The organism is Streptosporangium sp. NPDC004379, from assembly GCF_042873875.1.
GTDB lineage: Bacteria > Actinomycetota > Actinomycetes > Streptosporangiales > Streptosporangiaceae > Streptosporangium.
Genome location: NZ_JBIAMC010000011.1, coordinates 213,220 through 237,626, shown reverse-complemented (window position 1 = coordinate 237,626; position 24,407 = coordinate 213,220). Strand labels below are relative to the sequence as shown.

The following is a 24,407-nucleotide window of genomic DNA, read 5'->3' as shown; positions in this document are numbered from 1 at the left end:
GGATGTTACGCCCCTCTCATCCCGTGCGACAGCCCCCGCCGCGAGATCACGGAGGGCGGGACCGGAGGGCGGCGGAGACCCGGGCCGGGGCGGAGACGGACGGCTCCGGAACCGTTCGGGCGAGGCCGCCGGGCGAACGGGCCGGGAGGTCAGGCGGGCCGGGAGGCGTCGCGGTTGCGGGCCCACTCCCCGCCCTCGGGGCCGGTGTCGAAACGGACCGCGGCGACCGCGTTGCCCTCCATGTCGTTGTCCACCACCCGGCCGTACACGCATCCGCCGGCGCCGGTGATCCACAGGCCGTGGGTCTGGGTCCCCGGCCGCTCACCGTCCCAGATCCGGTTGGCGCGGAGGGTGTAGTCGCGGGCCTCGGCGTTCAGCGTGATGCCCGCCCGGATCTCCGGGGCCTCCGGCAGCCGGTACGGCGTGCCCGCCATGGGCGGCTCGTCCCGCCACGCCGAGGCCGTGCCGGGACGCCAGGGGGCCAGCGTTAGCTCGGTGGCGGTGTTGCCCGTCACGACCGCCGTCACGGCCGCCGTGCCGTCGCCGGCCGTGAGGGTCTTGCCGAGGTGACCGCCGGGCTCCCAGCGGGCCGAGGCGTCGGTCATGGCCGTGGCCGTGTAGGTGACGGACGGGCCTCCTCCCTCCGCCGCCGGGGCCCGCCGCGCGCCGTTGTCGTGGATCCGGTTACCGAGGACGGTGGCGTCGACGATGGGACTGTCGATCCGGATACCGTCGAGGGCGTTGCCCCAGATGTCGTTGCCGTCGAGGACCATCCCGACCGAGGCCGACCCGGCGGTGGAGGCGGAGGCGAAGGGCGAGGTGCCCGGGGTGTTGTACTCGCGGTAGCCGTAGCGGCCGTTGCGGCTGATCCGGTTGCCGGTGACGGTGTAGCGGCCGGGGGTGTTGCCGACGCTGACGCCGTCGCGGACGTTGGCGTCGATGACGCATCCGGTGAGGATCCCGCCCCGGCCGGGGACGCCGGTGGTGCCCAGGCCCGAGATGTCGAACCCGGCCTCGTGGTTGCCGATCATGACGCAGGCGGCGACCACGAGTCCCTCGGCGCCCCAGTCGGAGATGCCGTAGCGGTTGTCCTCGGTGTGGCAGTTGGTGATGCGGATGCCGCGCGGCGGGGTCCACGCCGCGTTCTGCAGCTCCAGGAAGATGCCGTTGGTGCCGTTGCCGACGGCGGTGCAGCCGCTGATGGTCAGCCGTTCCACCCCGCCCCAGCCGCCGATCCCGATGCCCAGTCCCGCGCCGCCGATCTGCGTGCCGGTGTCCAGCCGCCCGCAGCGCAGCGCGATGACGCCCTGCACCACCGTGTCCTGTAGGAAGTCGCAGCCCAGCCCGGAGGCGGCGGTGTCGTGGATGTACAGGTCGCGGAAGCGGCCGCGGAGCACGTACTGCAGGCCCAGCCCCTTGGCCAGCACGTCGTACGGGTCCGCGCTCACGCCGGAGCCGTCGATCTCGAAGTCGGCGAAGGTGCAGTCGGCGAGGTGGTTGCCGGGACCCGCGCCGTGCTGGAGCTCGGTGAAGAAGGCCAACGGAACCGCGGTGCCCGGATTGCCGGGGTTGGACAGCGTGAAGCGGGTCGCGCCCGCGCCGGCGCCGACGAGGGACACCCCGCTGCGCCACACGGTGCCGGCGTCCCTGATCGAGTACACGCCGGGCGGGCAGTGGATGGTGCGCGCCCGGCCGTCGGCCGCGCAGGCCGCCCCGACCCGGTCGACCAGCGCGGCCAGCGCCGGCTGGTCGTTGGTGACGCCGTCGCCCGTCAGCCCGTACTCACGGGCGTTGTAGACACCGTCGGGACCGTTCACCGGCGCGCCCCCTCTCACCGAACCGGACGGTGCGCGCCTCTTCGGTGACGCCCGTCCCGTGATCCGGCCGGACACGCCGGATCACGGGCTCAATTCCCCCTTCCGGAAAGGAGTAAGCGCAGGTCATCGGCCATTTATCTGCCCCGCCCCGACACCGGGGACGGTCAGGGCTCCTCGGCCCCGGCGAGCAGGGCCTCGGCCTCCTCATCGCTCAGCGCGGTCAGCTCCTCGATCAGCAGCCGTTCCGCCTCCTCGGCCAGGGCCGCCACCGTGCTCGCGGCGAAGATCGTCTTGATCGGCACCTCGACGCCGGTGGCCCGCCTGATCCGGGCGGCCACCCGGGTGGCCAGCAGCGAGTGGCCGCCGAGGTCGAAGAAGTCGTCGAAGACGCCGACCGGGCCCGTGCCGAGCAGCTCCTCCCAGATCGAGGCCACCAGCCGCTCGCCGTCGGTCCGCGGGAGGACCCGCGCCGCCGCCGGGGCGGCCTGCGGCTCGGGGAGCGCGGCCCGATCCACCTTGCCGCCCGGGGTGAGCGGCAGGGCGTCGAGCCGTACCCAGGCCGTCGGGACGAGCTGGCGCGGGAGCGCCCGCTCCAGGCGGGCGCGGAGGTCCGCCGGGTCGGCGTTGCCGGTGACGTAGGCGACGAGCTCCCCGCCCCGCGCGGTGACGAACGCCTGCCCCACGCCGGGGCAGGCCAGCAGGCGGCTCTCCACCTCGCCCGGCTCGATCCGGAAGCCCCGCACCTTCAGCTGGCCGTCCAGCCGCCCGAGGAACTCCAGCCGCCCGTCCAGGCGGCGGCGCACCCGGTCGCCGGTGCGGTAGCGGCGTGCCCCGGGCCGTCCACCGGGATCGGGCACGAAGGCGGCGGCGGTGAGGGCGGGCCGGCCCAGGTAGCCGCGCGCCACCCCGGCCCCGCCGACGACCAGTTCCCCGGCCGCCCCGGAGGGCAGCGGCTCTCCCCCGTCGCCGAGCACGTACGCCGTGGTCGCGCCGATCGGGCGGCCGATCGGCGGGCGGCCCGTCGCGGCATCCGCCCCGAGGTCGCAGGCGGTGGCGATCACCGTCGCCTCGGTCGGGCCGTAGGTGTTGACGAGCCGTACGGCGTCGCCGAACCGGTCACGCCAGCGCGCCACGGCCGCCGCCGAGACCTGCTCGCCGCCCAGGATCACCAGCCGCAGCGCGGCCGGCCAGGCGATCTCCGCGAGGTCCTCGGTCAGCGAGTGCCAGTAGGCGGTCGGCAGGTCCAGTACGGTGACCCGGCCGCCCTCGGGGGAGGCCAGCACGTCGGGCAGGGTCGCCGCGCCGTCGGGCAGGAGCAGCAGCGTGGCCCCGGCGGCCAGGGCCGGGAAGACCTCCTCGACGTGCGCGTCGAAGCTGAGCGAGGCGAACTGGACGACGCGGTCGGCGGGGGTGAGCCCGTAGTCCGCGCGCATCCACCGCACCCGCGCGGCGAGGGCGCCGTGCTCGACCAGCACGCCCTTGGGCACGCCGGTGGAGCCGGAGGTGGTGATGACGTAGGCGGCGTCCCCGGGCGTCACCCCCGCCGGAGGGCCGGCCGTCCCGGGGCCCGCCGGTGACGGGTCGACGGCGGTGAGACCCACGGGCGCGGCGCGCCGGGTGACCACGTGGGTGGCCGAGGCGTCCGCCAGCGCGAAGGCCAGCCGCTCGTCCGGCACGTCGGGGTCGAACGGGAGATAGGCGGCTCCAGCCCGCCACACGGCGAGCAGCGCGGCGACGGCCTCCGGTGAGCGGGGCAGGCAGACGCCGACGACGTCACCCGGCCGCACCCCGCCGTCGCGGAGTGCGGCGGCGAGCGCGTCGGCGCGGGCCAGCAGCTCGCCGTAGGTGACCCGCTCGCCGCCGCAGACCACCGCGACGGCGCCGGGCGTCCGCCGCGCGGTCTCGGCGATCATCTCCGGCACCGTCCGCGGACCGTCCCCTTCGGGGAGGGCCGGGCCGGCGTCGGGGAGGCTCAGTTCGGCCTCGTCGTCGTCCGTCCAGATCCGCAGCGCGGAGACCGGGGTGCCCGGCCCGGCGGCGGCCGACTCCAGCAGCCGCGTGAACCGCCCGGCGAGGCGGCCGATCTCCTCGGCCCCGAACAGCCCGGTGTCGTAGAAGAAGGCCACGGAGAGCCCGCCGGAGCCGTCGTCGCTCCGCCACGCCTCGACCATCAGGTCGGTCTTGACGCGCTGCAGCCCGACGTCGACGTGGGACACCTCCAGGCCGCCGAACGACCGGCGCGGGCCGTTGTCCTGGCTGTGCAGGATGAGCATCGTGCGCAGCAGCGTTTCCGCCGGGTGGCTGAGCTTCTCGAACGGCACGGCGGGGTTGCCCAGCGCGCCCAGGACGTCGCCGCGGACCCGGCCGACGAGATCGGCGAACGCGGGGTCCCCGCTCAGGTCGCCGCGGAGCAGCACCGTCTGGGCGACGTACCCCACCATCGGCTCCAGCTCGACCCGTTCCCGTCCGGCGACGACGCTGCCGACCAGGACGTCCCGCTGCCCGCTGTGCCTGGACAGCAGGACCTGGTAGGCCGCGGTCAGCACGGTGAACAGGGTGGTGCGCGCTGCCCTGGCCAGCTCCTCCAGCGCGCGGACCGTCGCGGGCGCGACCGCGACGCGGTGCAGCCTCCCCTCCCCGGTCGCGCCGCCGTCGCGGCGGAACGGCAGCTCGGTCACGGGCGGGCCGGCCAGCCGTTCCAGCCAGTACGGCTCGGCCCGCCCGGCCCGGCGGCGCTGCCAGCGCCCGTAGTCGCCGGCCTGGACCGGCAGCGGGCGCAGGGACGGCTCTGCGCCGCGGACCCGCGCCGTGTAGCACTCGGCGAGGTCGTCGAGGACGACGTTCAGCGACCACCCGTCGGCGACGATGTGGTGCATCGTGACGCACAGCAGGTGCTCACCGCCGGTTACGCGGATCACCGCGGCCCGCACCGGCGGCCCGGCCGCGAGGTCGAACGGCGTGTCGATCCACTCCGCCGCCAGGCGGTGTGCCTCCCCGTCGTCCACCGGGCCGACCCACTCGACGGGCGGCGGGGCGGGTTCGAGGACGGCCCACGGCACGCCGTCCTCCTCGGCGAACCGGGTGCGCAGGCTCTCGTGCCTGGTCAGCACGTCGGTGAGCGCCCGGGTGAGGGCGTCCTCGTCGAGCGGGCCGCGCAGGCGGCGCGCCAGGTACATGGTGTAGGCGGCGTTTCCCGGATCGAAACGCTGCAGGAGCCAGAGCCGCTCCTGCGCCGGGGACAGCGGGGCCCTCATGCGCCCGGGGCCATCTCGTCGAGGACGGCGGCCAGCTCGTCGGCGTCGAGGCCGTCGAGCTCGTCGCGCAGCGCGGCGATCTCGGACAGGTCGAGGTCGTCGTCGAGGCGTTCCAGCTCACCGGCGAGCCCGGCGATCGTGGGGTTCTCGAAGAACGCCACGATCGGCACGGCGGCGCCGTAGCGGGCCTGGACGCGGGCGATGATCTGGGCCGCGGTCAGCGAGTGCCCGCCGAGGTCGAAGAAGTCGTCGTCCACGCCGACGGGCTCGCCGAGACCCAGCACCTCGGCCCACATCGAGGCCAGCTCGTCCTCCACGGCCGTTCCCGGGGCCCGGTAGGCGGTGATCCTGGCGGGCGCGGCCTCCGGCGGCGGCAGCGCCGCGCGGTCGAGCTTGCCGTTGGGGGTTAGCGGCAGCGCCGGGAGCGTCACGAGGCAGGCGGGGACCATGTACTCCGGCAGGCTCCGGCGGAGCCGCTCACGCAGCCCCGGCCACAGGTCCGCGCCCGCGGGCGGCGTCGCGCCCCCGGACGGCGCCGGCCCCCCGGGGGGCTCGCCCGCCACCGTGCCGGGGCCCGCCGGGGGCTCGTCCCCCGCGGGGACCACGTAGGCCACCAGCCGGGGCGAGCCGTCGGGTCCGGTCCACACGCCCGCCGCGGCCTGCCGTACCTCCGGGGCGGCGCGCAGCGCGGTCTCGATCTCCCCCAGCTCGATCCGGAAGCCGCGGATCTTGACCTGCTGGTCGGCCCGGCCGAGGTACTCCAGGCGCCCCCCGGGGCCGAGGCGGACGAGGTCGCCGGTGGCGTACATGCGCGCCCCGGGCCGGCCGGACCAGGGGTCGGGCAGGAAGCGGTCCGCGGTCCTGGCGGGCATGCCGTGGTAGCCGCGCGTCACGCCCGTCCCGCCGATGTGCAGCTCGCCGACCTCGCCGCCGGGCACCGGCAGCCCGGTGTCGTCCAGGACGTACAGCGACGTCTCGGCGATCGCCTCCCCCAGGTCGATCGGGGCCGGGGAGGGCAGGACCCCTCCGGCGGCGGACCACACGGTGGTCTCCGTGGGGCCGTAGACGTTCCACAGGCGGGCGCCGCCGGCCAGCAGTTCGTCGGCCAGGTCGCGGGGCAGGGCCTCGCCGCCGCACAGCCGGGTCCGCACGGCCTCCGGGACGCCGCCGGCCTCCAGCAGGATCCGCCACGTCGCGGGGGTGGCCTGCATGACCGTGACCCCCTCGGCGAGGGCCAGTTCCCGCAGCGCCCGGCCGTCGGACGCCTCGCGGGCGTCCGCCAGCACCACCCGGGCTCCGACGGACAGCGGCAGCAGCAGCTCCAGCACCGAGATGTCGAACGACAGGGTGGTGACGGCCAGCCACCGGTCGGCCGGGGTGAGGCCGAGCAGACCGGCGAACGAGACGAGCAGGTTCGTCACCGCCTCACGCGGGACCGCCACGCCCTTGGGACGTCCGGTGGAGCCGGAGGTGTAGATCATGTAGGCCAGCGCGCCCGGCGGCGCGGGATCGTCCCCGGCGGGAGCCGCCGTGGCCGGGGCGGCGCCGTCTCCTCCGGCCGGGAAGCAGGGGGCTAGGACGTCGCCGTACCCCGAGGCGTCGCCGTACGCCAGGACGTCGCCGTACGCCGGGGCCTCGCCGTACGCCGGATCCGCGCCGGGTGCGCCGGGGATGGCGGCGCGGCGGGCGTCCGCCGGGGCGGCGCCGTCCCACCCGAGCCGCAGCACCCGGGACACGCCGCGCAGCAGGTCGCCGTCCACCCCGTCCTGGGTCAGCACCAGGTCGATCCCGGCGTCCTCGCGCACCATCCGGAGCCGGTCGGCGGGGAAGGCCGGGTCGAGCGGGACGTACGCGCCGCCGGCCGCCCAGACCGCCAGGAGCGCGACCACCATCCCGGGGGTGCGCTCCATGCACAGCCCGACGAGGGACTCCGGGCCGACGCCGTACCCGCGCAGCACCGCCGCCAGGTCGTCCACCCGCCGGCACAGCTCGCGGTAGGTCAGCTCGCCCCCGCTCCCGGTGACCGCCACCGCCTCGGGGGCCGCCTCCAGCCGGCGCCGGACCAGCCCCGGCAGGGTCACCGGTTCCGTTCCCGTCTGCGCCGCCGGTCGTGCCGTCGGTCGTACGGTCGTCGTTGTCATCGCCGTCGTCGTCACGGTCGGATGCCTTTCAGGTCGGACAGCCGGAGTCCGGGGTCGGCCCCGGCGCGCTCCACCAGTTCGGTGAAGGCCCCGGCCAGCCGCCGCGCGGTCCCGGCGGAGAAGACGTCGCTGTTGTAGTCGAGGACGCCGCCCAGTCCCTCGGGCGCGCGCCAGGCGTCCACCGACACCTCGGCCTTGGTACGGCCCGCCGCCGGGACCGGGTAGACCTCGGTCTCGAGGTCGGCCATGGAGGTCCGCAGCAGGTCGTCCTTGGGCAGGTTGTGCAGGTTGAACATCACCTGGAAGAGCGGCGGGCGGCTCAGGTCGCGGGGCAGGCGCAGCGCGCCGAGGATCCGCTCGAAGGGCACCTCGGCGTGCTGCATGCCGGTGAACACCGCCCTGCGGGTCCGGCCGAGCAGCTCTTCGAAGGTCGGGTCGCCCGACAGGTCGGCGCGCAGCACCATGGTCGTGGCGAAGTAGCCGATCAGCGGCTGCAGCTCGGTCCGGCTCCGCCCGGCGACCGGCACCCCGACGCACAGGTCCTCCTGCCCGGCGGCCAGCCCGAGGACCGCCTGGTAGGCGGCGAGCAGGGCCATGAACAGGGTGCAGCGCCGTTTCTTTGCGGTCTCCTCCAGCCGGGAGACCACCTCGTCGGGTACGGCCAGCTCCACCCGCCCGCCCCGGCCGGTCCAGCGCGGGGGGCGGGGACGGTCCGCGGGCAGGTCGAGGACGGGCACGCCGGCGAGCGTCCGCGTCCAGTGGGCCAGGTGGGCGCCGTCGTCGTGTCCGGCCCGGCGCCGCTCCTCGGCCGCGACCTCGGTGTACCGCACGGGCAGCTCGGCCAGGACCGGCTCGCGTCCCTCACGGTACGCGGCGTAGCACTCGGCGAGCTCCCGCATGAGGACGTCCAGCGACCATCCGTCCACCACGATGTGGTGCAGGACGATGCAGAGCACGAACTCCCCGGCGGCCAGGCGCAGCAGCGCCACCCGCAGCGGCGGGTCGTTCTCCAGGTCGAAGGGCCGGTTGACGAACTCCACGACGGCGGGCGCGGGGTCGCCGGTGACGTCGGCGCGTTCCACGGTGACGGGCGCGGCGGGCACGATGACCTGCACGGGGCGGTCCCCGGCCAGGCGGAAGCGGGCACGCAGCACGTCGTGCCGCTCGGTCACCCGGGTGAAGGCGGCGGCGAGCCCCTCGGCGTCCACCGGGCCGCGTAGCGTCACGCACCAGGGGGTGTGGTAGGCGGTGTCGGCCGGGTCGAAGCGGCTGAGGAACCACAGCCGCTCCTGCCCGAACGACAGCGGCCACTCCTCCGTCCCGGCTGTCCCTGCGTCGCTCCCGGAACCGGTCCCCGACGTGTCCGCCGTGTCCGCCGTACCCGCGACGTCGCCGGCCGTCCCTGAGCCGGCGGCCCGCTCACGGGCGCGGGCGAGCAGTGCGCGGCGCTCCCCCGGCGGCAGCGCGGCCAGGCGGCCGAGCAGCGCGGCCCGCCGGTCGGCGCTCATCGGACGCCTCCCCCGGCGGCCACGTCCTCGGCGGCCCCGACGGCGCGCGCGGCCGCCACGGACACGGCCTCCGTGGGCACGGCCACCGCGGGAACGGTTTCCACGCGCGCGGCCTCCACGGGCACGGCCTCCTTGGGCTCCATGGGATCCGTCCCCGCGTCCCCACCCGCCGCTCCGGGCGTTCCCGGACCGCTCCCGTGGGGCCGGGTGACCGGGGTGATCCCGCACAGTTCCGCGACCGCGCCGAGCGGCACCTCCCCGGCCACACTGCTCACCAGCAGGGTCTCCATCCCCAGCAGCAGCTCGTGGGCGGTGGAACGGGGCAGGCGGGCGGTGTCCACCAGCAGGTGGAGGCCGCAGGTGTGGGTGGCGGGGGTGGTGGAGAAGAACACCGTCGCGTCCACCTCGGGCCACGCGCCGACGAGGAACGTCCGGGTCCGCCCGGTGAGCGCGGCGATCGCGGCGGGATCGCCGGGCGGCTCGACACGGGGCAGGTTGGGCCAGTGGCCGACGGACCGCGCGTCGTTGAAGTAGGCCGACAGGTCCACGGTCCCGCCGCGTTCCCGGCCGACCTCCTCGCGCAGCGCCATCATCGCGAACGGGTCGTAGTGCGCGTTGCGGTAGGCGGTCAGCGCCCGCCCGTGCCCGGTCCGCGCCGCGTCGGCGAAGGTCCCGCCGGACAGGTCGAGGACGAACAGCCCGTCCTGTACGGCGGTGCCCGCCATCGCGCCGGTCCTGGGGTCGTGCCGGTTGGCGACGATGAGCTGCATGGCCACCCGGCGGTGCCCGGTCAGCGCGGAAAGCAGCACGGCGCTCGCGGTGGTCAGCACGCTGGCGGTGCTGACCGACCAGCGTTCCGCCAGCGTCTCGGCCGCCGCGGCGACGGCGGCCGACTCCATGCCGATCCGGACGAACCGCGGCTCCTCCGGGGTGACGCCGGGGAAGTCGAACAGGGTGAGGGGCGTCGTCTCCAGCTCCGCCCGCCAGTGCCGCAACGCCCTGGCCCCGCGTGCGGCGCCGGCCCCCTCGCGTTCGAATCCGGCCTGGTCGAGCGGCTGCCAGGCGGGGGCGGGCAGTTCCCGCCCGGCGAGCAGCGCCTTCCAGTCTGCGGCGAGGATGTCCAGCGTCCAGGCGTCCACCGCGAGGTGGGACAGGGCGAAGGCGATCGCCCTGGGCCGCCCGTCACCGGTCACGACGACGCAGCGCAGCGGCGGCTCGGCGGCGTAGTCGAACCCGGTGGAGGCCAGTCCGGCGGCGATCTCCGCGGCCACGGCGAGCGGCCTGGCCTGCCCGGCCTCGGCCACCCCGACCGCCAGCCGACCCTGCCGGGCCACCCGCTGCACGGGCCCTTCGGGCGTCTGCGCGCAGGTCGTGCGGAGCGTCTCGTGCCGCTCGACGAGCCCGCGCAGCGCGGCGAGGACCGCGTCGAGGTCGTGCCGGCCGGGGACGGGCACCGTCCAGGGCATGTTGAAGTACGGGTCGCCGTCGTCCAGCCACCGGGTCAGCCGCCAGAACGCCTGCTGGCCCCAGGTGAGCGGGGCCTCCCCGCCGCGTGCGCCGGCGAACTCGACCGTCACGGACGCCCGCCGGGCGGCGGGGTCGCCCGTCACCGGGACCCGGCGATCTCACCGGTCACGCCGGCGACGGTCGGGGTGTCGATGAACAGCTCGAAGGACAGCTCTACGCCGAACCGGTCGCGGACCCGGGCGATGATCTGCGTGATGGTCAGTGAGTGGCCGCCGAGGTCGAACAGGTCGTCGTCCGGCTCGATCTCGTCCACGTCCAGCAGCTCGCGCCAGATCGCGGTGACCTCGGCGATGATCTCGGCGTCGGCGCCCGTGCCGGCATCCGGGCCGACGTCCGTGCCGCTCCCGGAGCCGGCGACGCCGGAGCCCGCGGCGAGGCCTGTGCCGGCCTCCGGGGCCGCGTCCGCCGGGGCCGCGACGGCGGGACCCTGCGCACGGGGCGGCAGCGGCAGCTCGCCGAGCGGGGCGTCGGGCCGGGCCGCGGCGCCGCGCAGCAGCGCGACGAGGTCGGCGGCGACGCTCTCGCATCCGGCCCGGCCGATGGCCCGGGGGTTGAACAGCAGCCGCGCCTCCGGCCCCTCGGGGGCGTCCACCACCTGCAGGTGCAGGGTGTTGCGGACCGCGCCGTTGAACATCGCCCAGTCCACCGAGGCGTCCAGTCCGTCGAAGGCGGGGGCCGGGCCGGTGCGGCGGCGGTAGCTGACCGAGACGGGGGTGAGGGCGCTGCGCGGGCTGATCCCGCCCAGGGCGCGGGCCAGCGGCACCTCGCGGTGCCGGTAGACGGTCCGCAGCTCCTCACGCGTCCTCCGGGCGAACTCGGCGAACGTGCCGCTCTTCCAGACGGCCTCGGCGGACGCGCCGCTCTCGCGGGGGGACCCGGTGAACGCGCCGCCCTCGCCGGCGGATCCGGCGGGCGAGCCGCTCTCACCGGTGGACCCGGCGGACGTGCCGTGCGGCGCGGACACCACGGGAAGCTCGTTGACGAACGGCCCCACGTGGTCGCGGGTCTCCTCCGTCCGGGTGGACAGGTCCGCGGCGACCGCGACCCGCTCGTTGCCGTAGGCGTGCAGCAGCACGTGAAGGGCGGCCATCAGGGCCTCGAAGCGGGTGACGCCCAGCCGTTCGGCGACCGCGGCGAGCCCGGAGCCGAGCGCGGCGGCGTCGAGTCCGGCCGTCTCGCCGGGGGCGGCGCGCAGCGACGGGGCCGTCAGGCCGGGCAGCAGGATCTCCCGGTCGTCGTGCCACCGTTCCCGCCAGAACTCCGCGGCCGCGGCGATCCCCGCGTCCACCCGGTCCTGCTCGGCGCGGGCGGCCTCGCCGTACGGCACGGCCAGGGGCGCGAGGGCGCGCCCGCCGTAGGCGGCGGCCAGGTCGGCCAGCACGACGTCCTTGGACATGCCGTCGAAGACGGCGTGGTGGACGACGAGCAGCAGCAGGTGCCGTCCGGGTGCGAGGCGGGCCAGGGTGAACCGGGCCGGCGGGCCGGTCTCCAGGTCGAAGGGCCGGGCGATCTCGGCCTCGACCAGCTCCGCCGCGGCGGCCTCGACGGCCCCGGCCTCGTCATCGGCGGGGCCGCCGTTCACACCGCCGTCCGCGTCGCCGGTCAGGTCCGTGAAGCGGACCTGCGGGGGCGTCCGGCCGGGGAGCAGGCGCAGCAGCCCGTCCCGCTCGGTCATCGCCGCGGCCAGCACGGGGTGACGGACCGCGACCGCGGCGCAGGCGGCGAGCATCGCGTCCACGTCCAGCGGGCCGTCCAGCCGGACTGCGAGGGGCATGGCGTAGACCCGGCCGCCCGCGCCCGCGCGCTCGGTGACCCACATGCCGTGCTGTGCCAGGGACGCCCGGTCCCACTCGTCGACCAGGGATGCCGTCATGTCGTCGTGCCTTCCGTGCGAGCGGTCGCGGCGGCGTCGAACAGCCCCCGCAACTCCCTTTTGATGACTTTTCCTGACTGGTTCCTGGGCAGGGTGTCGACGACGAGCACCCGTTCGGGGATCTCGTGTCCGGCCAGGCGTTCCGTCAGGAAGGCGCGCAGCCCGCTGCCGGTGACCCCGCCGGAGCGCGGGACGACGGCCGCGGCGATCGCGGTGCCGAGCACCGGGTGCGGCAGGCCGACCACCGCGGCCTCCGCGACGTCCGGGTGCTCGTAGAGAGCCGCCTCCACCTGGAGGGTCGAGACCTTGAACGCGCCCGACTTGACCACGTCGCTCTCCCGGTCCAGGAGGTGGAGGTAGCCGTCGGCGTCGAGGCGGCCGAGGTCGCCCATCCGGACCCAGCCGTCGCGGAACGCCTCGGCGTCGGCCCGCTCGTCGCGGTAGTAGGAGCGGGGCGCGGTGGGCGAGCGCATCCAGACCTCGCCGGCTTCCCCCGGCGGCAGCGGCTCGCCGTCCGGGCCGGCGATCCGCAGCGAGCCGCCGAACGCGGGCCTGCCCAGCGCCCCGGGCCGGGACGGGTCGTAGATCATGATGGTCTGGGCGGGCGCGGCCTCGGTGGAGGTGTAGTAGTTCGTGATCGTGGCGTTGGGGAACGCCTCCGCCAGCCGCGCCGCGACCGCCGGGGGCAGGGCCGAGGCGGCCGACCCCAGCAGCACGACGCTCGACAGGTCGCGGCGGGTGTGCAGGCCGGCGTTGAGCAGCTCGATCGCCATCGCCGGGACGACGAACACGGTGCCGACCCGGTGGGTCTCGATCAGCCGGGTGAACCGGCCCGGGGTGAACCGGCCGAGGGTGAGCACCGCCGGGCGGGCGTCGAGGGCGTTGAGCAGCATGGTCTGCCCGGCGTTGGTGCCGATCGGGAAGGCGTGCAGCAGGTGGCGCGAGTGCCCGAACCTGCGGCGGTTGGGCCGGGTCTCGCAGCCGTGGGCCAGGTTGGCGTGGCTGGCGGCCACGCCCTTGGGCACGCCGGTCGTGCCGGAGGTGTAGAGGATCTGGGCGAGGTCCCCCGGCCCGACCCGCACGTCCACCGGCCCGGCCGCGTCCCCCTCCAGTTCCGCGGGCCGCAGGACGGAATGGTCGCCCGGCGGCGGGGTGAGGTCGCGGCCGGCCACGACGGCCGAGGCGGCGCAGTGCCCGAGCATGTGCCGGACCTCGGCGGGCGCGAGGCGCTCCGACAGCGGCACGGCGACGGCCCCGGCCCGCTGGACCGCGCAGTAGGCGACGGCGAAGTCCACCCAGTCCCAGCCGCCGAACAGCAGCCCGACCCGGTCGCCGTGCCGTATCCCCCGGTCGAGGAGGCCGTGCGCCACGGCGTCCGCGCGGCGGTCCCAGTCGGCGAACGTCATCGACCCGCCGCCCTCGACGACCAGCGCCTCCCGGTCCGGGTCCTGGGCCGCGCGCAGGCGCAGCATCTCCGGCACCGTCCTCGGGACGGGTACGGCCGGCGCGCCCGCCCCGCCCGTCGCGCCCGCCGTCCTCACCGCGTCCCCTCGGCCACGTGGGCGGCCAGCAGCGGGAAGCTGTCGAGGTAGGCGGCGCCGCCGTCGAGGTCGAGGACGACGTCGAACTCCTCCTCCACCGCGTCGATGAGGCGCAGCAGCGCGAGCGAGGTGACGCCGAGCGCGGACAGGGGGACGCCGGGGGACGACGTGCCGGTGGCGAGGATCTCCGCGGTCGTGACACGGCCGTCGCAGGCGTCGGAGATCATCTGGGCCAGCCGGGCCGCGAGACCGGCGTCCACGGGGCCGACATCCGTGAGGCCGGCGTCCGCCGGGCTCCCGGCGTACCCGGTGGAGTCCTCCGCGACGGTGTCCCGGGCGGTCATGCCCGCGACCGCCGGAGGCTGAGCGGGCGCATGTCCGTCCACACCCGGTCGATGTGGGCGAGGCAGTCCTCCCTCGGCCCCTCGAACCCCTCGGCCCGCCAGCCGTCGGGCAGTTCCCGGCCCGCGGGCCAGACGGAGTACTGCTCCTCATCGTTCAGCACCACGAGGAAACTCATGCGATGACCTCTTCTTCCTTCTTCTCCGTCTTGTCGGTGTCCGTCACGCTCCGCGCGGTGTCCGTCCCGGCGTCCTCCGCGGCGACCGTCGCGGCGTTCGCGGTGTCCCCCCGGGTCTCCCGCTCCGCGTCCGGCGCGGAACCCTTACCGGGGTCCGTGCGGGAGGCCGTGCGGGGGTCCTTCCCCGCGGGGTCCCCGGCGCCGCTTCCGACGGCGTCTCCGGCGACGTTTCCGGCGGCACCGGTACGGCTCCGCACCGCCTCGAACCCGACCAGGTCGTCGGGGAGCGCGTCCGGCACGTCGGTGTCGAACCGCGCCAGCACCGGCACCCGCATCGCGATCAGCGCGACGGCCGCGATGGCCAGGCCGAAGCAGGTGTACATGAACCCGATGCCGCGGCCCGCCCCGGTGCCGATCAGCGCGCCGACGGTGCCCGCCAGCGGCCCGCCGGGCGCCAGCAGCGGCTCGAACACCTGCCCGCCGTACGGCGCGACCAGGCCGAAGCCGATGGGCAGCGTGGACCAGGCGACGAGGGTGTTGAGCGCGATGACCCTGCCGTGGAACCGCTGCGGCACCTTGACCTGGATGATCGTGGCGTAGACGCCGTTGAGCAGGGTCAGGCAGATCGACATGCCGAACGCGCCGGCCGCGATCAGCGGCAGGCTCGCCTGCAGACCGGTGAGCACGCAGAACACCGACAGGGCGAGCGTGGCCAGCAGCACGCCGCGCAGCCGCCGGCGGCGCGGGCCGCCCCAGGCGGTCATCGCGAACCCGCCGAGGAAGACGCCGAGGCCGCCGAAGAACGAGACCCGGCCGACGTCGTCGAGCCCGGCGAACGACAGCACCAGCGGGGAGATCATCAGGAACAGCGGCGACAGGAAGACGTTGAGCGCCGCGAAGAACAGCAGCATGCCGCGGAAGCCGGGGTTGCCCCACGAGTGGCGGACACCGTTCATCATCTCGGCCATGACGCTCTCGCGGCGGCGCCACGGCATTCCCGCGGGGAATCGTACGAACAGCAGGACACCCGTGGCGACCGCGTAGCTGACGACGTCGATGACGAGGATGCCGCCGAGCCCGATGGTCGCCATCAGGCCGGTCGCGATCAGCGGCACGACGAGCTGGGCGGTGCCGGTGGCCATCTGCACGACGCCGTTGGCGTGGCCGAGGAACCGCTTGGGGACGAGCTGCGGGATCGCCGAGCCGTACGCGAAGCGCTGGAAGGTCAGCGCGACCGACAGGCAGACCAGCAGCGGGTAGATGTGCTCGGGGGCCAGCGTGCCGGTCCATGCCAGAACACCCAGGATGAGCTGGGTCCCGCCGGCGGCGATGTCCCCGGCGAGCATGACCTTCCGTCGGTCGTAGCGGTCGACGATGGCGCCGGCGAGCGGCGCCACCAGCATGCCGGGCACCAGCCCCAGCACCGCGAACAGTGCGAACTTCGTCAGCGAGCCGGTGGTGAGGTAGATCCAGATCGGGATGGCGAACTCGGTCAGCGCCGACCCGGTGATCGACACGAGCTGCCCGACCGCGACCAGCAGGAACCGCCGCATGCTCGGCCGCGGCGACCCCTGTGACCGCGACGTGGCTCCGGCGTCGCCGGAACCCTCGCCGTGGACGAGGCGCAGCGCGGGCCTGCGGTCCCCCGGGCCCCGCCCGGCGTCCGCGTTCCTCCCGGGCCCCCGCCCGGTCCCCGGGGGCGCGCCGGCCTCTCCGGTGGACCCGTCCCGCCCGTCCGGTCCGCCGGGTTCACCGGGTTCACCGGGTTCACCGGGTTCACCGGCGTCCGCGTACCCGGTCTCCTCCGCCGGGGCGTCCGGTCCGCGGAAGCCCTGCAGCCACCAGGTGGACTCCTCCGTACGGCGCAGCGCCGCGGTCCGCCCCTCGGCCATGGCCCGGTGGGTGCCGGTGAGGATGTCGGCCAGCTCCACGGCCCGGTACTTGACGAAGAAGTGCCCGGCCTCGTCGAGCACCACGCACGCGGCGGTGTCCGACAGCCGCAGCCACTCCAGGTAGCGCTCCTGGTAGAACTCGGCGGCCGGGTCCCGCTCTCCCACGACCGAGATGACCGGAGCCGCCAGCGGCTCGCGTTCCTCCTCGAACAGGCGGGTGAAGTAGCGCTCGGCCGTCCGGGTGCCCTTGCGGCGGTTGGCGATGATCAGTTTGAGCTGGTCGCGGTCGAACTCCTCGACGTCCAGGCCGGCCGCGGCGAGCGCGTTGATCCGGCCCTGGTCGGAGGTCAGCCGGTCCATGAGGTCGCCGAACCAGTCCAGGCCGCGGCCCGGCTTGGCGAAGGGGAACACCCCGCCCAGGTAGATCGCCTCGATGGGGCGGCCGGCCTCCTGAAGGAGGCGGGCGGTCTCGGCGACGAGCATGACGCCGAGACCGCAGTGGCCGTAGAGCACCAGCGGGCCGTCGATCCCGGCGAGGATCTCCTCGGCGCATCCGCGCGCCACCTCGTCGAGGGGCCGGGCCTCCTCGCCCAGCTCGTGGCCGGGCACCGCGACCGAGTACAGCGCCCAGTCGCCGGGCAGCGCGTCGGCCAGCGGCTGGTAGATCACCGCGCTGCCGCCGCCGAACGGCACGCACACCAGCGTCGCGGTCGCGGCGCGAGCGGGGGTGAGCCGGTGCAGCAGGCCGCGGGGACCCTCGTCGCCGCTCTCCAGCAGGCGGGCCAGATCGGCGACCGTGCGGTGCTTGAACAGCTCCAGCACGGTGAGCGGGCGGCCGGGGACCTCCTTGCGCAGCCGGGCGACGACCCGCATCGCGAGCAGGGAGTGGCCGCCCAGGTCGAAGAAGTCGTCGAGCGCGCCGACCCTTTCCAGCTCCAGGACGTCCGCCCAGATCGCGGCGACCGTCTCCTCCGCCGGGGTGCGGGGCGGGACGAACCCGGTGGCCGGGGCGTCGGCCCCGGGGTCGGGGAGCCGCGACCGGTCCACCTTGCCGTGGGACTTCAGCGGCAGCTCGTCCAGCCACACGTAGCGGGCTGGGATCATGGGGTCGGGGAGCCGGTCGGCCAGCCACGCGCGCAGCTCCGCCGCCCCGGCGGGCGCGGCCTCGGCGGGGACCCCCGCGGCCCCGGCTCCGGCGGTCCCGGCGGGCAGGGCGTCCCCGGAAGCGCCGGCGACTCCGGCGGTCCCGGCGGCTCCTGTGCCCTCCGCGACCAGGTAGGCGACCAGCCGTTCGCCGCGCAGCTCCACGACCGCGTGCGCCACGCCCGGGAAGCGGGCGAGCACCGCCTCCACCTCCGACAGCTCCACCCGGTAGCCGCGGATCTTCACCTGGAGGTCGCGGCGGCCGAGGAACTCCAGGTCGCCGGTGGGCAGCCAGCGGCCGAGGTCTCCGGTCCGGTACATCCGGGCGCCGGGGCCGCCGTCGGGGTCGGGCAGGAACCGGTCGGCGGTCAGGCCGGGCCGTCCCAGGTAGCCGCGGGCCAGCCGGTCGCCGCCGAGGTGGATCTCGCCGGGGACGCCGACCGGGACCGGCCGCAGGTTCGCGTCCAGCACCCGGACGCGGGCGCCGGGGAGCGGCGAGCCGATCGGCAGCGCCGTACCGGAGCCGATGTCCGTTTCCGGACCGGCGGACGTGTCCGATCCCGCGACCGTCCCACGCCCGGCGGAGGCCCCCGGCGCGGCGGCGCGGGCCGGTTCGACGGCGTAGGTGGTGACGCCGACGGTCGCCTCGGTGGGGCCGTAGTGGTTGACCACCCGGCACCGTCCGGCCGCCGCCAGCTCCGCGGCCCAGGCGCGCGGCGCGGCCTCTCCGCCCAGGATCAGCAGCTCGGAGGGGAGCAGCTCGTCCAGGGGCGTGTCGGCCATCAGCGCCGCCAGGTGGGACGGGGTGATCTTCAGGTGGCCGACGCGGTGCTCGCGGAGGTAGGCGGCCAGCTCAGGCCCGGCCGTACGGGACGGGACCAGGTGGAGGGTGCCGCCGCTCATCAGGCACAGGTAGAAGACGGTCACGCCGAAGTCGAAGGCGAGCGACTGCAGCAGCGCGAACGTCCCGCCCGGCCCCACCTCCAGCCGCTCCCGCGCGCCGGCGAGGTAGACGGCGACCTGGCGGTGCTGCACGGCCACGCCCTTGGGCCGTCCGGTGGTGCCGGAGGTGTAGATGACGTAGGCCAGGTCATCCGGGGTGACGCCGCTGTCCACCGGCCCGGGGGCTGGTCCGCCGGGATCCGCCGGATCGACCGCCGGCAGGTCGCCGGGCAGGCGGTCACGCAGCTCAGGAACGGTGACGACCGCCCGCGCGCCGGCGTCGGACAGCACGTAGGCGAGCCGTTCGGCGGGGTGCTCGGGGTCCAGCGGGAGGTAGGCGGCGCCGGACTTCAGCACGCCGAGCACCGCGACCGCGAGGTCGGCCGACTGCTCCAGGCAGATCGCGACCCGGTCGTCCGGGCCCACGCCGAGCCGCCGCAGAGAATGGGCCAGGTGGCCGGCGCGCCGTTCCAGCTCGGCGTAGGTGAGCGAGTCGTCCCCCGCCACGACGGCGACGGCTTCCGGGGTGCGTACGGCCTGCGCGGAGACGGCCTCGTGCAGCAGGTCGTCGCCGGCGGGCCTGGCGGGGGCCGAGCCGCCGAACAGCTCGATCCTGCGGAGCTCGTCCGGCGGGAGCAGCTCCAGCTCGGAGATCGGCGTGTCCGGATCGGCCGCGACGGAGCGCAGCAGGGTCTCGAAGCAGGCGGCCATCCGCTCGATCGTGTCGGGGCGGAACAGCGCGGTGCTGTAGGTGAGGTTGCCGCGCAGCCCCTCGGGCGTCTCGAACAGGTACAGCGCCAGGTCGAAGCGGCTGGCCGAGGTCTCGACCGGGTGGGCGGACATGGTCAGCCCGGGGGTGCGCAGCGGCGCCGACCGGTAGTTCTGCAGTGCGAACATCACCTGGAAGACCGGCGAGCGGCTGACGTCCCTCTCCACGGCCAGTTCGGTGACCAGCCGGTCGAACGGCAGCTCCTGGTGGGCGTAGGCGTCGAGCGCGGTGTCCCTGACCCGGTCGAGGAGCTCGGCGAAGGTGGGGGCGCCCGACAGGTCGGCGCGCATCGGCAGCGAGTTGACGAACACGCCGACCACGCGCTCCAGCTCCGGCAGGTTCCGTCCGGAGACCGGGGAGCCGACCGCGAAGTCCTCCTGCCCGGCGTAGCGGCCGAGCAGTACCTGGAAGGCGGCCAGCAGCGTCATGTACGGCGTGGCCCCGCGCACCCGGCCGGCCTCGGTGACCGCCCGGCTGAGCTCGGGGTCCAGCGCGATGCCGTGGACGGCGCCCTCCCAGCGCTGCTCGGCGGGCCGGGGCAGGTCGGCGGGCAGTTCCAGCGGCGGCAGTCCGGTCAGCTTCTCCCGCCAGTAGCCGATCTCGCGGTCGTAGTCCCGGCCCGCCAGCCAGCAGGCGTAGTCGCCGTACTGCAGCGGCACCGGGGCGAGATCGCCCTCGCCGCCCCGGCGGGCGTCGTGCAGGGCGAGCAGCTCCTCCATGACGATGTCGCAGGACCAGCCGTCGGTGACGGCGTGGTGCATGGTGAGCAGCAGCACGTGGTCGTCCGGGGCGATCCTGACCAGCAGCGCCCGCAGCAGCGGACCCCGGGCGAGGTCGAAGGGCCGCGCCGTCTCCCGGTCCACCGCGGCGAGGTCGTCGGTGACGGTCAGCTCCACCGCGGGCGTCTCGTCGATCACGACGCCGGGCCCGCCGTCCTCGGTGGTGACCAGCCGGGTGCGCAGGCTCTCGTGCCGGGCGGCCACGTCGGTGAGCGCCCCGGCGAGGGCGTCCTCGTCGATCCCGCCCTCCAGCCGGGCCGCGAACGCCACGGTGTAGGCGGCGGTGCCCGGGGCGTACTGCTCCAGGAACCACAGTCGCTCCTGGGCGGGGGACAGCGGCGGCACGGTGCCCGGCGGGCGTGGCGGGACGGCGGTGGTGACGGCCCGGCCGCCCAGCCGCCGGGCCAGCAGCGCCTGTTTGGCCGGCGAGAGACTGGCGTTCGTCACCTGAGGACCTCCGTGCTCAAGGGGGGAGGGGAACGGTGCGGGTTCCCCGGCGTCGGAGTGGGAGAAGCCGCCCTCGGGGGCGGTTTCCATGACGGGCTGCCGGACCGGGTGGCCCGGTCCGGGGACGTGTTCCGATGAGGGTGCGGTACGGCTGTCCCCCGGCGCCTCGGGGTGCGGGCGCCCGGCGGTACGGGCGCCGGTCCGGGCACTTCGCGGGCCGATGGGGCCGCGATTTGTGGGAGCGTTCCCACGGAGGAGGCTAGGGATCGGCCGCGAATGTCGTCAAGGTTTCAGGGTTGTTTTCAAACTGTCAGGAGTACGGAATACCAGTTGTTAGGGGCTTTTCCGCAGTTAAGGGCGATTTATCCCGCGACACCCTTTCGACTGGACCCCTTTCCTGATTGACATGGACCGGGCCGACTTCTACGCTCCGCTGGGAGCGCTCCCATGCCGATGTGCCATTTCGCGGCCGAGCGTGTCGTCCGGTCGCCGACGCCAGGAGCGCCCACGTGACTGTCATCGTCCCCGCGCCCATGGGCACCACGCCCCCGGGCGCACGGAGAACACCACCACCGCCGGAGCAGGAGGACCTGGAACTCCTCCTGTTGATCCGGCACTTCGAGCTCACCCTCCTCAGGCTGTTCGAGGCGGGCGAGCTGAGCGGCACCACCCACACCTGCCTTGGTCAGGAGTACATCCCGGTCGCGCTGTCGCGGTTGCTGCGCGAGGACGACTTCGTGCTCAGCAACCACCGGGGGCACGGTCATTTCCTGGCCCGGTACGCCGAGCCGTACGGGCTGCTGGCGGAGATCATGGGCCGTGAGGGGGCACTGTGCGCGGGCGTCGGCGGCAGCCAGCACGTCTACCACCGGCGTTTCCTCTCGACGGGGGTCCAGGGTGAGAGTCTGCCGGTGGCGGCCGGCGTGGCGCTCGCCCTCAAGGGCTCCGGCGCGCTGGCGTGCGCCTACATCGGCGACGGCACCTGGGGGGAGGGCGCGGTCTACGAGGCCCTCAACACGGCCCAGCTGTGGCGGGTCCCGCTTCTGGTGGTGGTGGAGCACAACGGGATCGCCCAGTCCACCCCGACGGCCGCGCAGATGGCGGGCACGATCGCCGGCCGCGCCGCCGCCTTCGACGTGCTGCACCACCGTGTGACGTCCCTGGAGGTCGGCGAGATCCGCACCGAGCTGACGCCGCTGGTCGCCATGGTCCGCCGGGACTCGCGGCCGCTGGTGGTGGAGTTCGCCACCCACCGGATCGGCCCGCACAGCAAGGGCGACGACACCCGCACCCCCGAGGAGATCGCCCTGGCCGCCTCCCACGACTGGTACGACCGCTACGCCCGGCTGTTCCCCGAGCCCTTCGAGCGGGCCGACCGCGAGCGGCGCGAACTGGTCGAGCGAATCGCGGCCGAGGTCACCGCCCGGCCGCCGTCGGTCTGGGAGCGGCCGTGACCCGCGTCTCCGAACACCTCAACCACGCCCTGCACGATCTGATGGCGGCCGATCCGGAGGTGCATCTGCTCGGTGAGGACGTCTGCGACCCCTACGGCGGCGCCTTCAAGGTCACCCGGGGTTTGTCGGCCCGGTTCGGAGAGCGGGTGCGCTCCACCCCGCTGAGCGAGGGCGCGATCGCCGGGATCGGCGCGGGGCTGGCCCTGGCCGGGCGCAAGGCGATCGTGGAGATCATGTTCGCCGACTTCGTCGCACTGGCCTTCGACCAGATCGCCAACTTCGCCGCCAAGTCCACGACCATGTACGGCCGGCCGGTACCGATCCCGCTGGTCGTGCGCTGCCCCTCGGGCGGCAACCGCGGCTACGGCCCCACCCACAGCCAAAGCCCGCAGAAACACTTCATCGGCGTCCCGGGCCTGTCACTGTTCGAGATGACCCCCTTCCACGACGCCGGCGCGCTGTTGACCCGGATGTTCGCCCTCGGACGGCCCTGCCTGTTGTTCGAGGACAAGGTCCTCTACACCCGGCGGATGTACGAGGGCGGCGTGGTGGACGAGCTGTTCCGCTACGAGGTCGACGGGGACGTCGCCCGGGTCCGCCTGGACGGCGTGAGCGAACCCGACTGTGCGATCATCGCCCACGGCGGCATGGTCCACCGGGCGCTGGAGGCCATGCGCGTCCTGCTGCTGGAGGACGACATCGCCTGCGAACTGGTGGTGCCCGCCCGCCTCCACCCCCTGCCGCACCTGCCCGGCCTGGAGCGCGCCCGGCACGTGTGCGTCGTGGAGGACGGCAGCGAGGGCGGCACCTGGGGCGCCGAGGTCGCCCGGGTGCTGCACCCCCTGCTGTGGTCCACCCTGCGAGCGCCGATCACCCTGCTCAACGCGGCCGACAGCGTCATCCCGGCCGCACCCCACCTGGAGCGCGAGATCCTCCTCCAGCCCGCCCGCATCCGGGACACGATCGCAGAGGCCCTGTCATGACCGAGGTCCGGGTACCGAAGCTGAACAACAACGACACCGCCTACCTGCTGGTGGAGTGGACCGCCGCAGACGGCCAGGCGGTGCGCGACGGCGACCCGCTGGTCGTGCTGGAGACCTCCAAGGCCGCCGAGGAACTGACCGCCGAGGCCGACGGCACCCTGCTGCGCCTTCTGGCCGAAGGCGCCGAGTGCGCGCCCGGCCAGGTGATCGCCCGCCTCCTCGGCGAGGGAGAGGAGCCGGGGTCCCCGGCCGGAGCGGGGTCCTCCGGCCGGGGGCTCCCCCCGGCGGACCCCGCCGCGACCGGGCGGCCGGGGACGGACGGCTTCCACGTGAACGGCGTCCACACCGGCGGCATCCCTGTCGACGGCGTCCGCGCCGGCGGCGACGCGCGAGACGACCCGTCGCGGCCGGACGGCCCGGGTGTCCCGGAGGGGATCGTGATCACCGAGCCCGCCCGGCGGTTCATGTCGGAGCACGGCATCCCCGTCGAGCGGGTGCTGGCCCTGGGCAGGAAGCTGGTCCGGCGGACCGACCTGGAACCCCTGGTCGCGCCGCCCGGGTCCGCGGAGGGCGCGACGCCGGCCGCGCCCGCTCCCGGGCCGGGTGGGACCGGGCCTGGAACGACCGGACGAGGCGAGACCGGATCGGGTGGAACCGGGACCGCCGAAGCCGGGCCGTCCGGAACCGCGGCGGCCGGAACCGGTTCGCCCGACGCCCGGACGGCCGGTACCGGGCAGGACGAGGCCGGGCTCGTCGAGCTCTCACGGAACCAGCGGCGGATCGCCGAGGTCGTCGAGCGGTCGCACCGGGAGATCCCCGCCGCGTTCACCGCGGTGCGGATCGACGTGACGGAGGCGCTGGCCCACGCCCGCCGGGAGACCCGGCGGGTGCGCGCCCTCGTCGGGCTGCCCGAGCTGCTCGTTCAGGCGACCGGCCGGCTGCTCGACCGCTTCCCCCTCTTCTTCGCCGCGCCCGTCGACGGCCTCCGCGCCCGCCCGGCCCCCTCCGCGGAGGTCGGCGTGACCGTGGACGTCGGCAAGGGGATGTTCGTGCCGGTGGTGCGGGACGCGGGGCGGCGCCCGCTCGGCGAGATCGCCCGCGACCTCACCCGGTTCCGCGAGACCGCGCTGAACGGCGCGTTCCGCGAGCGGGACCTGTCCGGCGGCAACATCACGGTCACCCTGCACACCGACGCCGCCGTCGTGGCGGCCACGCCCATCGTGTTCCCCGGACAGATCTGCGCGCTGTCGCTCACCGCTCCGCGCCCGGAGGTGGTGGCGGAGCGCGGCGGGGGCTTCGCCGTACGGAAGGTGATCACCCTGGGGCTGGCCTACGACCACCGGTTCGTCAACGGCCGCGACTCGGCCGAGTTCCTCGGCGCGCTCCGGACCGCCCTGGAGGCCCCGGAGCCGCAGGAGTCCCCGGAGTCCCCGCAGGACGGCGGCCCGGCCGCCTGACCGCCGCACCGGCCCCGGGTCCCACCCGGGGCCGGCCTCCCCCGCCGCGCCGGCCCGGATCTCCCGGCGGCCCCGGCCTCCATGGCCCCGGATCCCGCCGCACCGGTCTCCCCCGCCGCGCCGGACCTCGCGGCCCCGCGCCCGCCCTGTCGGCCCCGGATTCCGCCGCGCAAGATTCGCGCCTTCCCGTGGCCCGGGGACCCCGCGATATCCGCCTCCATCTCCCCGGCGACCCGGGCGACCACGCGCCCCGAAGAACACAACGGGAGAATTATAAGTAAAGTTTCCTAAAAGAGAGCATTGACGACGCAGGTCGGAAGACATAGCTTCCGGTCAATGACCCGTGGGGGGCGGGATCGC

13 protein-coding genes are annotated in these 24,407 nt (G+C 75.2%); 3 read left to right on the top strand and 10 right to left on the bottom strand.

The features are described 5' to 3' along the window. Window positions 1-149 precede the first annotated feature (149 nt). From ACFYSC_RS24200 to ACFYSC_RS24155, 10 genes are all read right to left on the bottom strand, one after another. On the bottom strand, window positions 150-1,817 hold the full coding sequence (locus ACFYSC_RS24200) for a right-handed parallel beta-helix repeat-containing protein (RefSeq protein ID WP_389965700.1): 1,668 nt from the start codon (window positions 1,815-1,817) through the stop codon (window positions 150-152). Between the two features lie 164 nt (window positions 1,818-1,981). Next, window positions 1,982-5,071 (bottom strand): amino acid adenylation domain-containing protein, encoded by a 3,090-nt coding sequence (locus ACFYSC_RS24195; protein WP_389965697.1) that lies wholly within the window; start codon window positions 5,069-5,071, stop codon window positions 1,982-1,984. Beyond that, window positions 5,068-7,152 carry an AMP-binding protein gene (locus ACFYSC_RS24190; protein WP_389965694.1) on the bottom strand — a complete coding sequence of 695 codons (2,085 nt, stop codon included), beginning with the start codon at window positions 7,150-7,152 and terminating at the stop codon, window positions 5,068-5,070. The genes ACFYSC_RS24195 and ACFYSC_RS24190 overlap by 4 nt, the downstream gene beginning before the upstream one ends. 71 nt (window positions 7,153-7,223) lie before the next feature. After that, on the bottom strand, window positions 7,224-8,720 hold the full coding sequence (locus ACFYSC_RS24185; RefSeq protein WP_389965691.1) for a condensation domain-containing protein: 1,497 nt from the start codon (window positions 8,718-8,720) through the stop codon (window positions 7,224-7,226). Further along, on the bottom strand, window positions 8,717-10,330 hold the full coding sequence (locus ACFYSC_RS24180) for a condensation domain-containing protein (RefSeq protein WP_389965688.1): 1,614 nt from the start codon (window positions 10,328-10,330) through the stop codon (window positions 8,717-8,719). Before ACFYSC_RS24180 ends, ACFYSC_RS24185 begins: the two co-directional genes overlap by 4 nt. Further along, window positions 10,327-12,120 carry a condensation domain-containing protein gene (locus tag ACFYSC_RS24175; protein ID WP_389965684.1) on the bottom strand — a complete coding sequence of 598 codons (1,794 nt, stop codon included), beginning with the start codon at window positions 12,118-12,120 and terminating at the stop codon, window positions 10,327-10,329. Before ACFYSC_RS24175 ends, ACFYSC_RS24180 begins: the two co-directional genes overlap by 4 nt. Beyond that, window positions 12,117-13,661: a class I adenylate-forming enzyme family protein gene (locus tag ACFYSC_RS24170; protein ID WP_389965681.1), complete on the bottom strand. Its 1,545-nt coding sequence runs from the start codon at window positions 13,659-13,661 to the stop codon at window positions 12,117-12,119. Before ACFYSC_RS24170 ends, ACFYSC_RS24175 begins: the two co-directional genes overlap by 4 nt. Beyond that, window positions 13,658-14,005, bottom strand: coding sequence for an acyl carrier protein (locus ACFYSC_RS24165; protein ID WP_389965678.1), 348 nt, complete (start codon window positions 14,003-14,005; stop codon window positions 13,658-13,660). Before ACFYSC_RS24165 ends, ACFYSC_RS24170 begins: the two co-directional genes overlap by 4 nt. Then, window positions 14,002-14,181: an MbtH family protein gene (locus ACFYSC_RS24160; RefSeq protein ID WP_389965675.1), complete on the bottom strand. Its 180-nt coding sequence runs from the start codon at window positions 14,179-14,181 to the stop codon at window positions 14,002-14,004. The genes ACFYSC_RS24165 and ACFYSC_RS24160 overlap by 4 nt, the downstream gene beginning before the upstream one ends. Continuing rightward, the gene (locus tag ACFYSC_RS24155) at window positions 14,178-20,153 is read right to left on the bottom strand and encodes an amino acid adenylation domain-containing protein (RefSeq protein ID WP_389965672.1); all 5,976 of its coding nucleotides are present in this window, start codon (window positions 20,151-20,153) and stop codon (window positions 14,178-14,180) included. The genes ACFYSC_RS24160 and ACFYSC_RS24155 overlap by 4 nt, the downstream gene beginning before the upstream one ends. Before the next feature lie 509 nt (window positions 20,154-20,662). On the opposite strand from ACFYSC_RS24155, the gene ACFYSC_RS24150 reads away from it, so the two are divergent. Genes ACFYSC_RS24150 through ACFYSC_RS24140 form a run of 3 tightly spaced genes read left to right on the top strand, consistent with a single transcriptional unit; the run spans window position 20,663 to window position 24,047 of the window. Beyond that, a complete protein-coding gene (locus tag ACFYSC_RS24150; protein WP_389965669.1) occupies window positions 20,663-21,607 on the top strand; it encodes a thiamine pyrophosphate-dependent dehydrogenase E1 component subunit alpha in 945 nt (314 codons plus the stop codon). After that, window positions 21,604-22,590, top strand: coding sequence for an alpha-ketoacid dehydrogenase subunit beta (locus ACFYSC_RS24145; protein ID WP_389965666.1), 987 nt, complete (start codon window positions 21,604-21,606; stop codon window positions 22,588-22,590). Before ACFYSC_RS24150 ends, ACFYSC_RS24145 begins: the two co-directional genes overlap by 4 nt. Beyond that, window positions 22,587-24,047: a 2-oxo acid dehydrogenase subunit E2 gene (locus ACFYSC_RS24140; protein WP_389965663.1), complete on the top strand. Its 1,461-nt coding sequence runs from the start codon at window positions 22,587-22,589 to the stop codon at window positions 24,045-24,047. The genes ACFYSC_RS24145 and ACFYSC_RS24140 overlap by 4 nt, the downstream gene beginning before the upstream one ends. The last annotated feature ends 360 nt before the right edge of the window (window positions 24,048-24,407 follow it).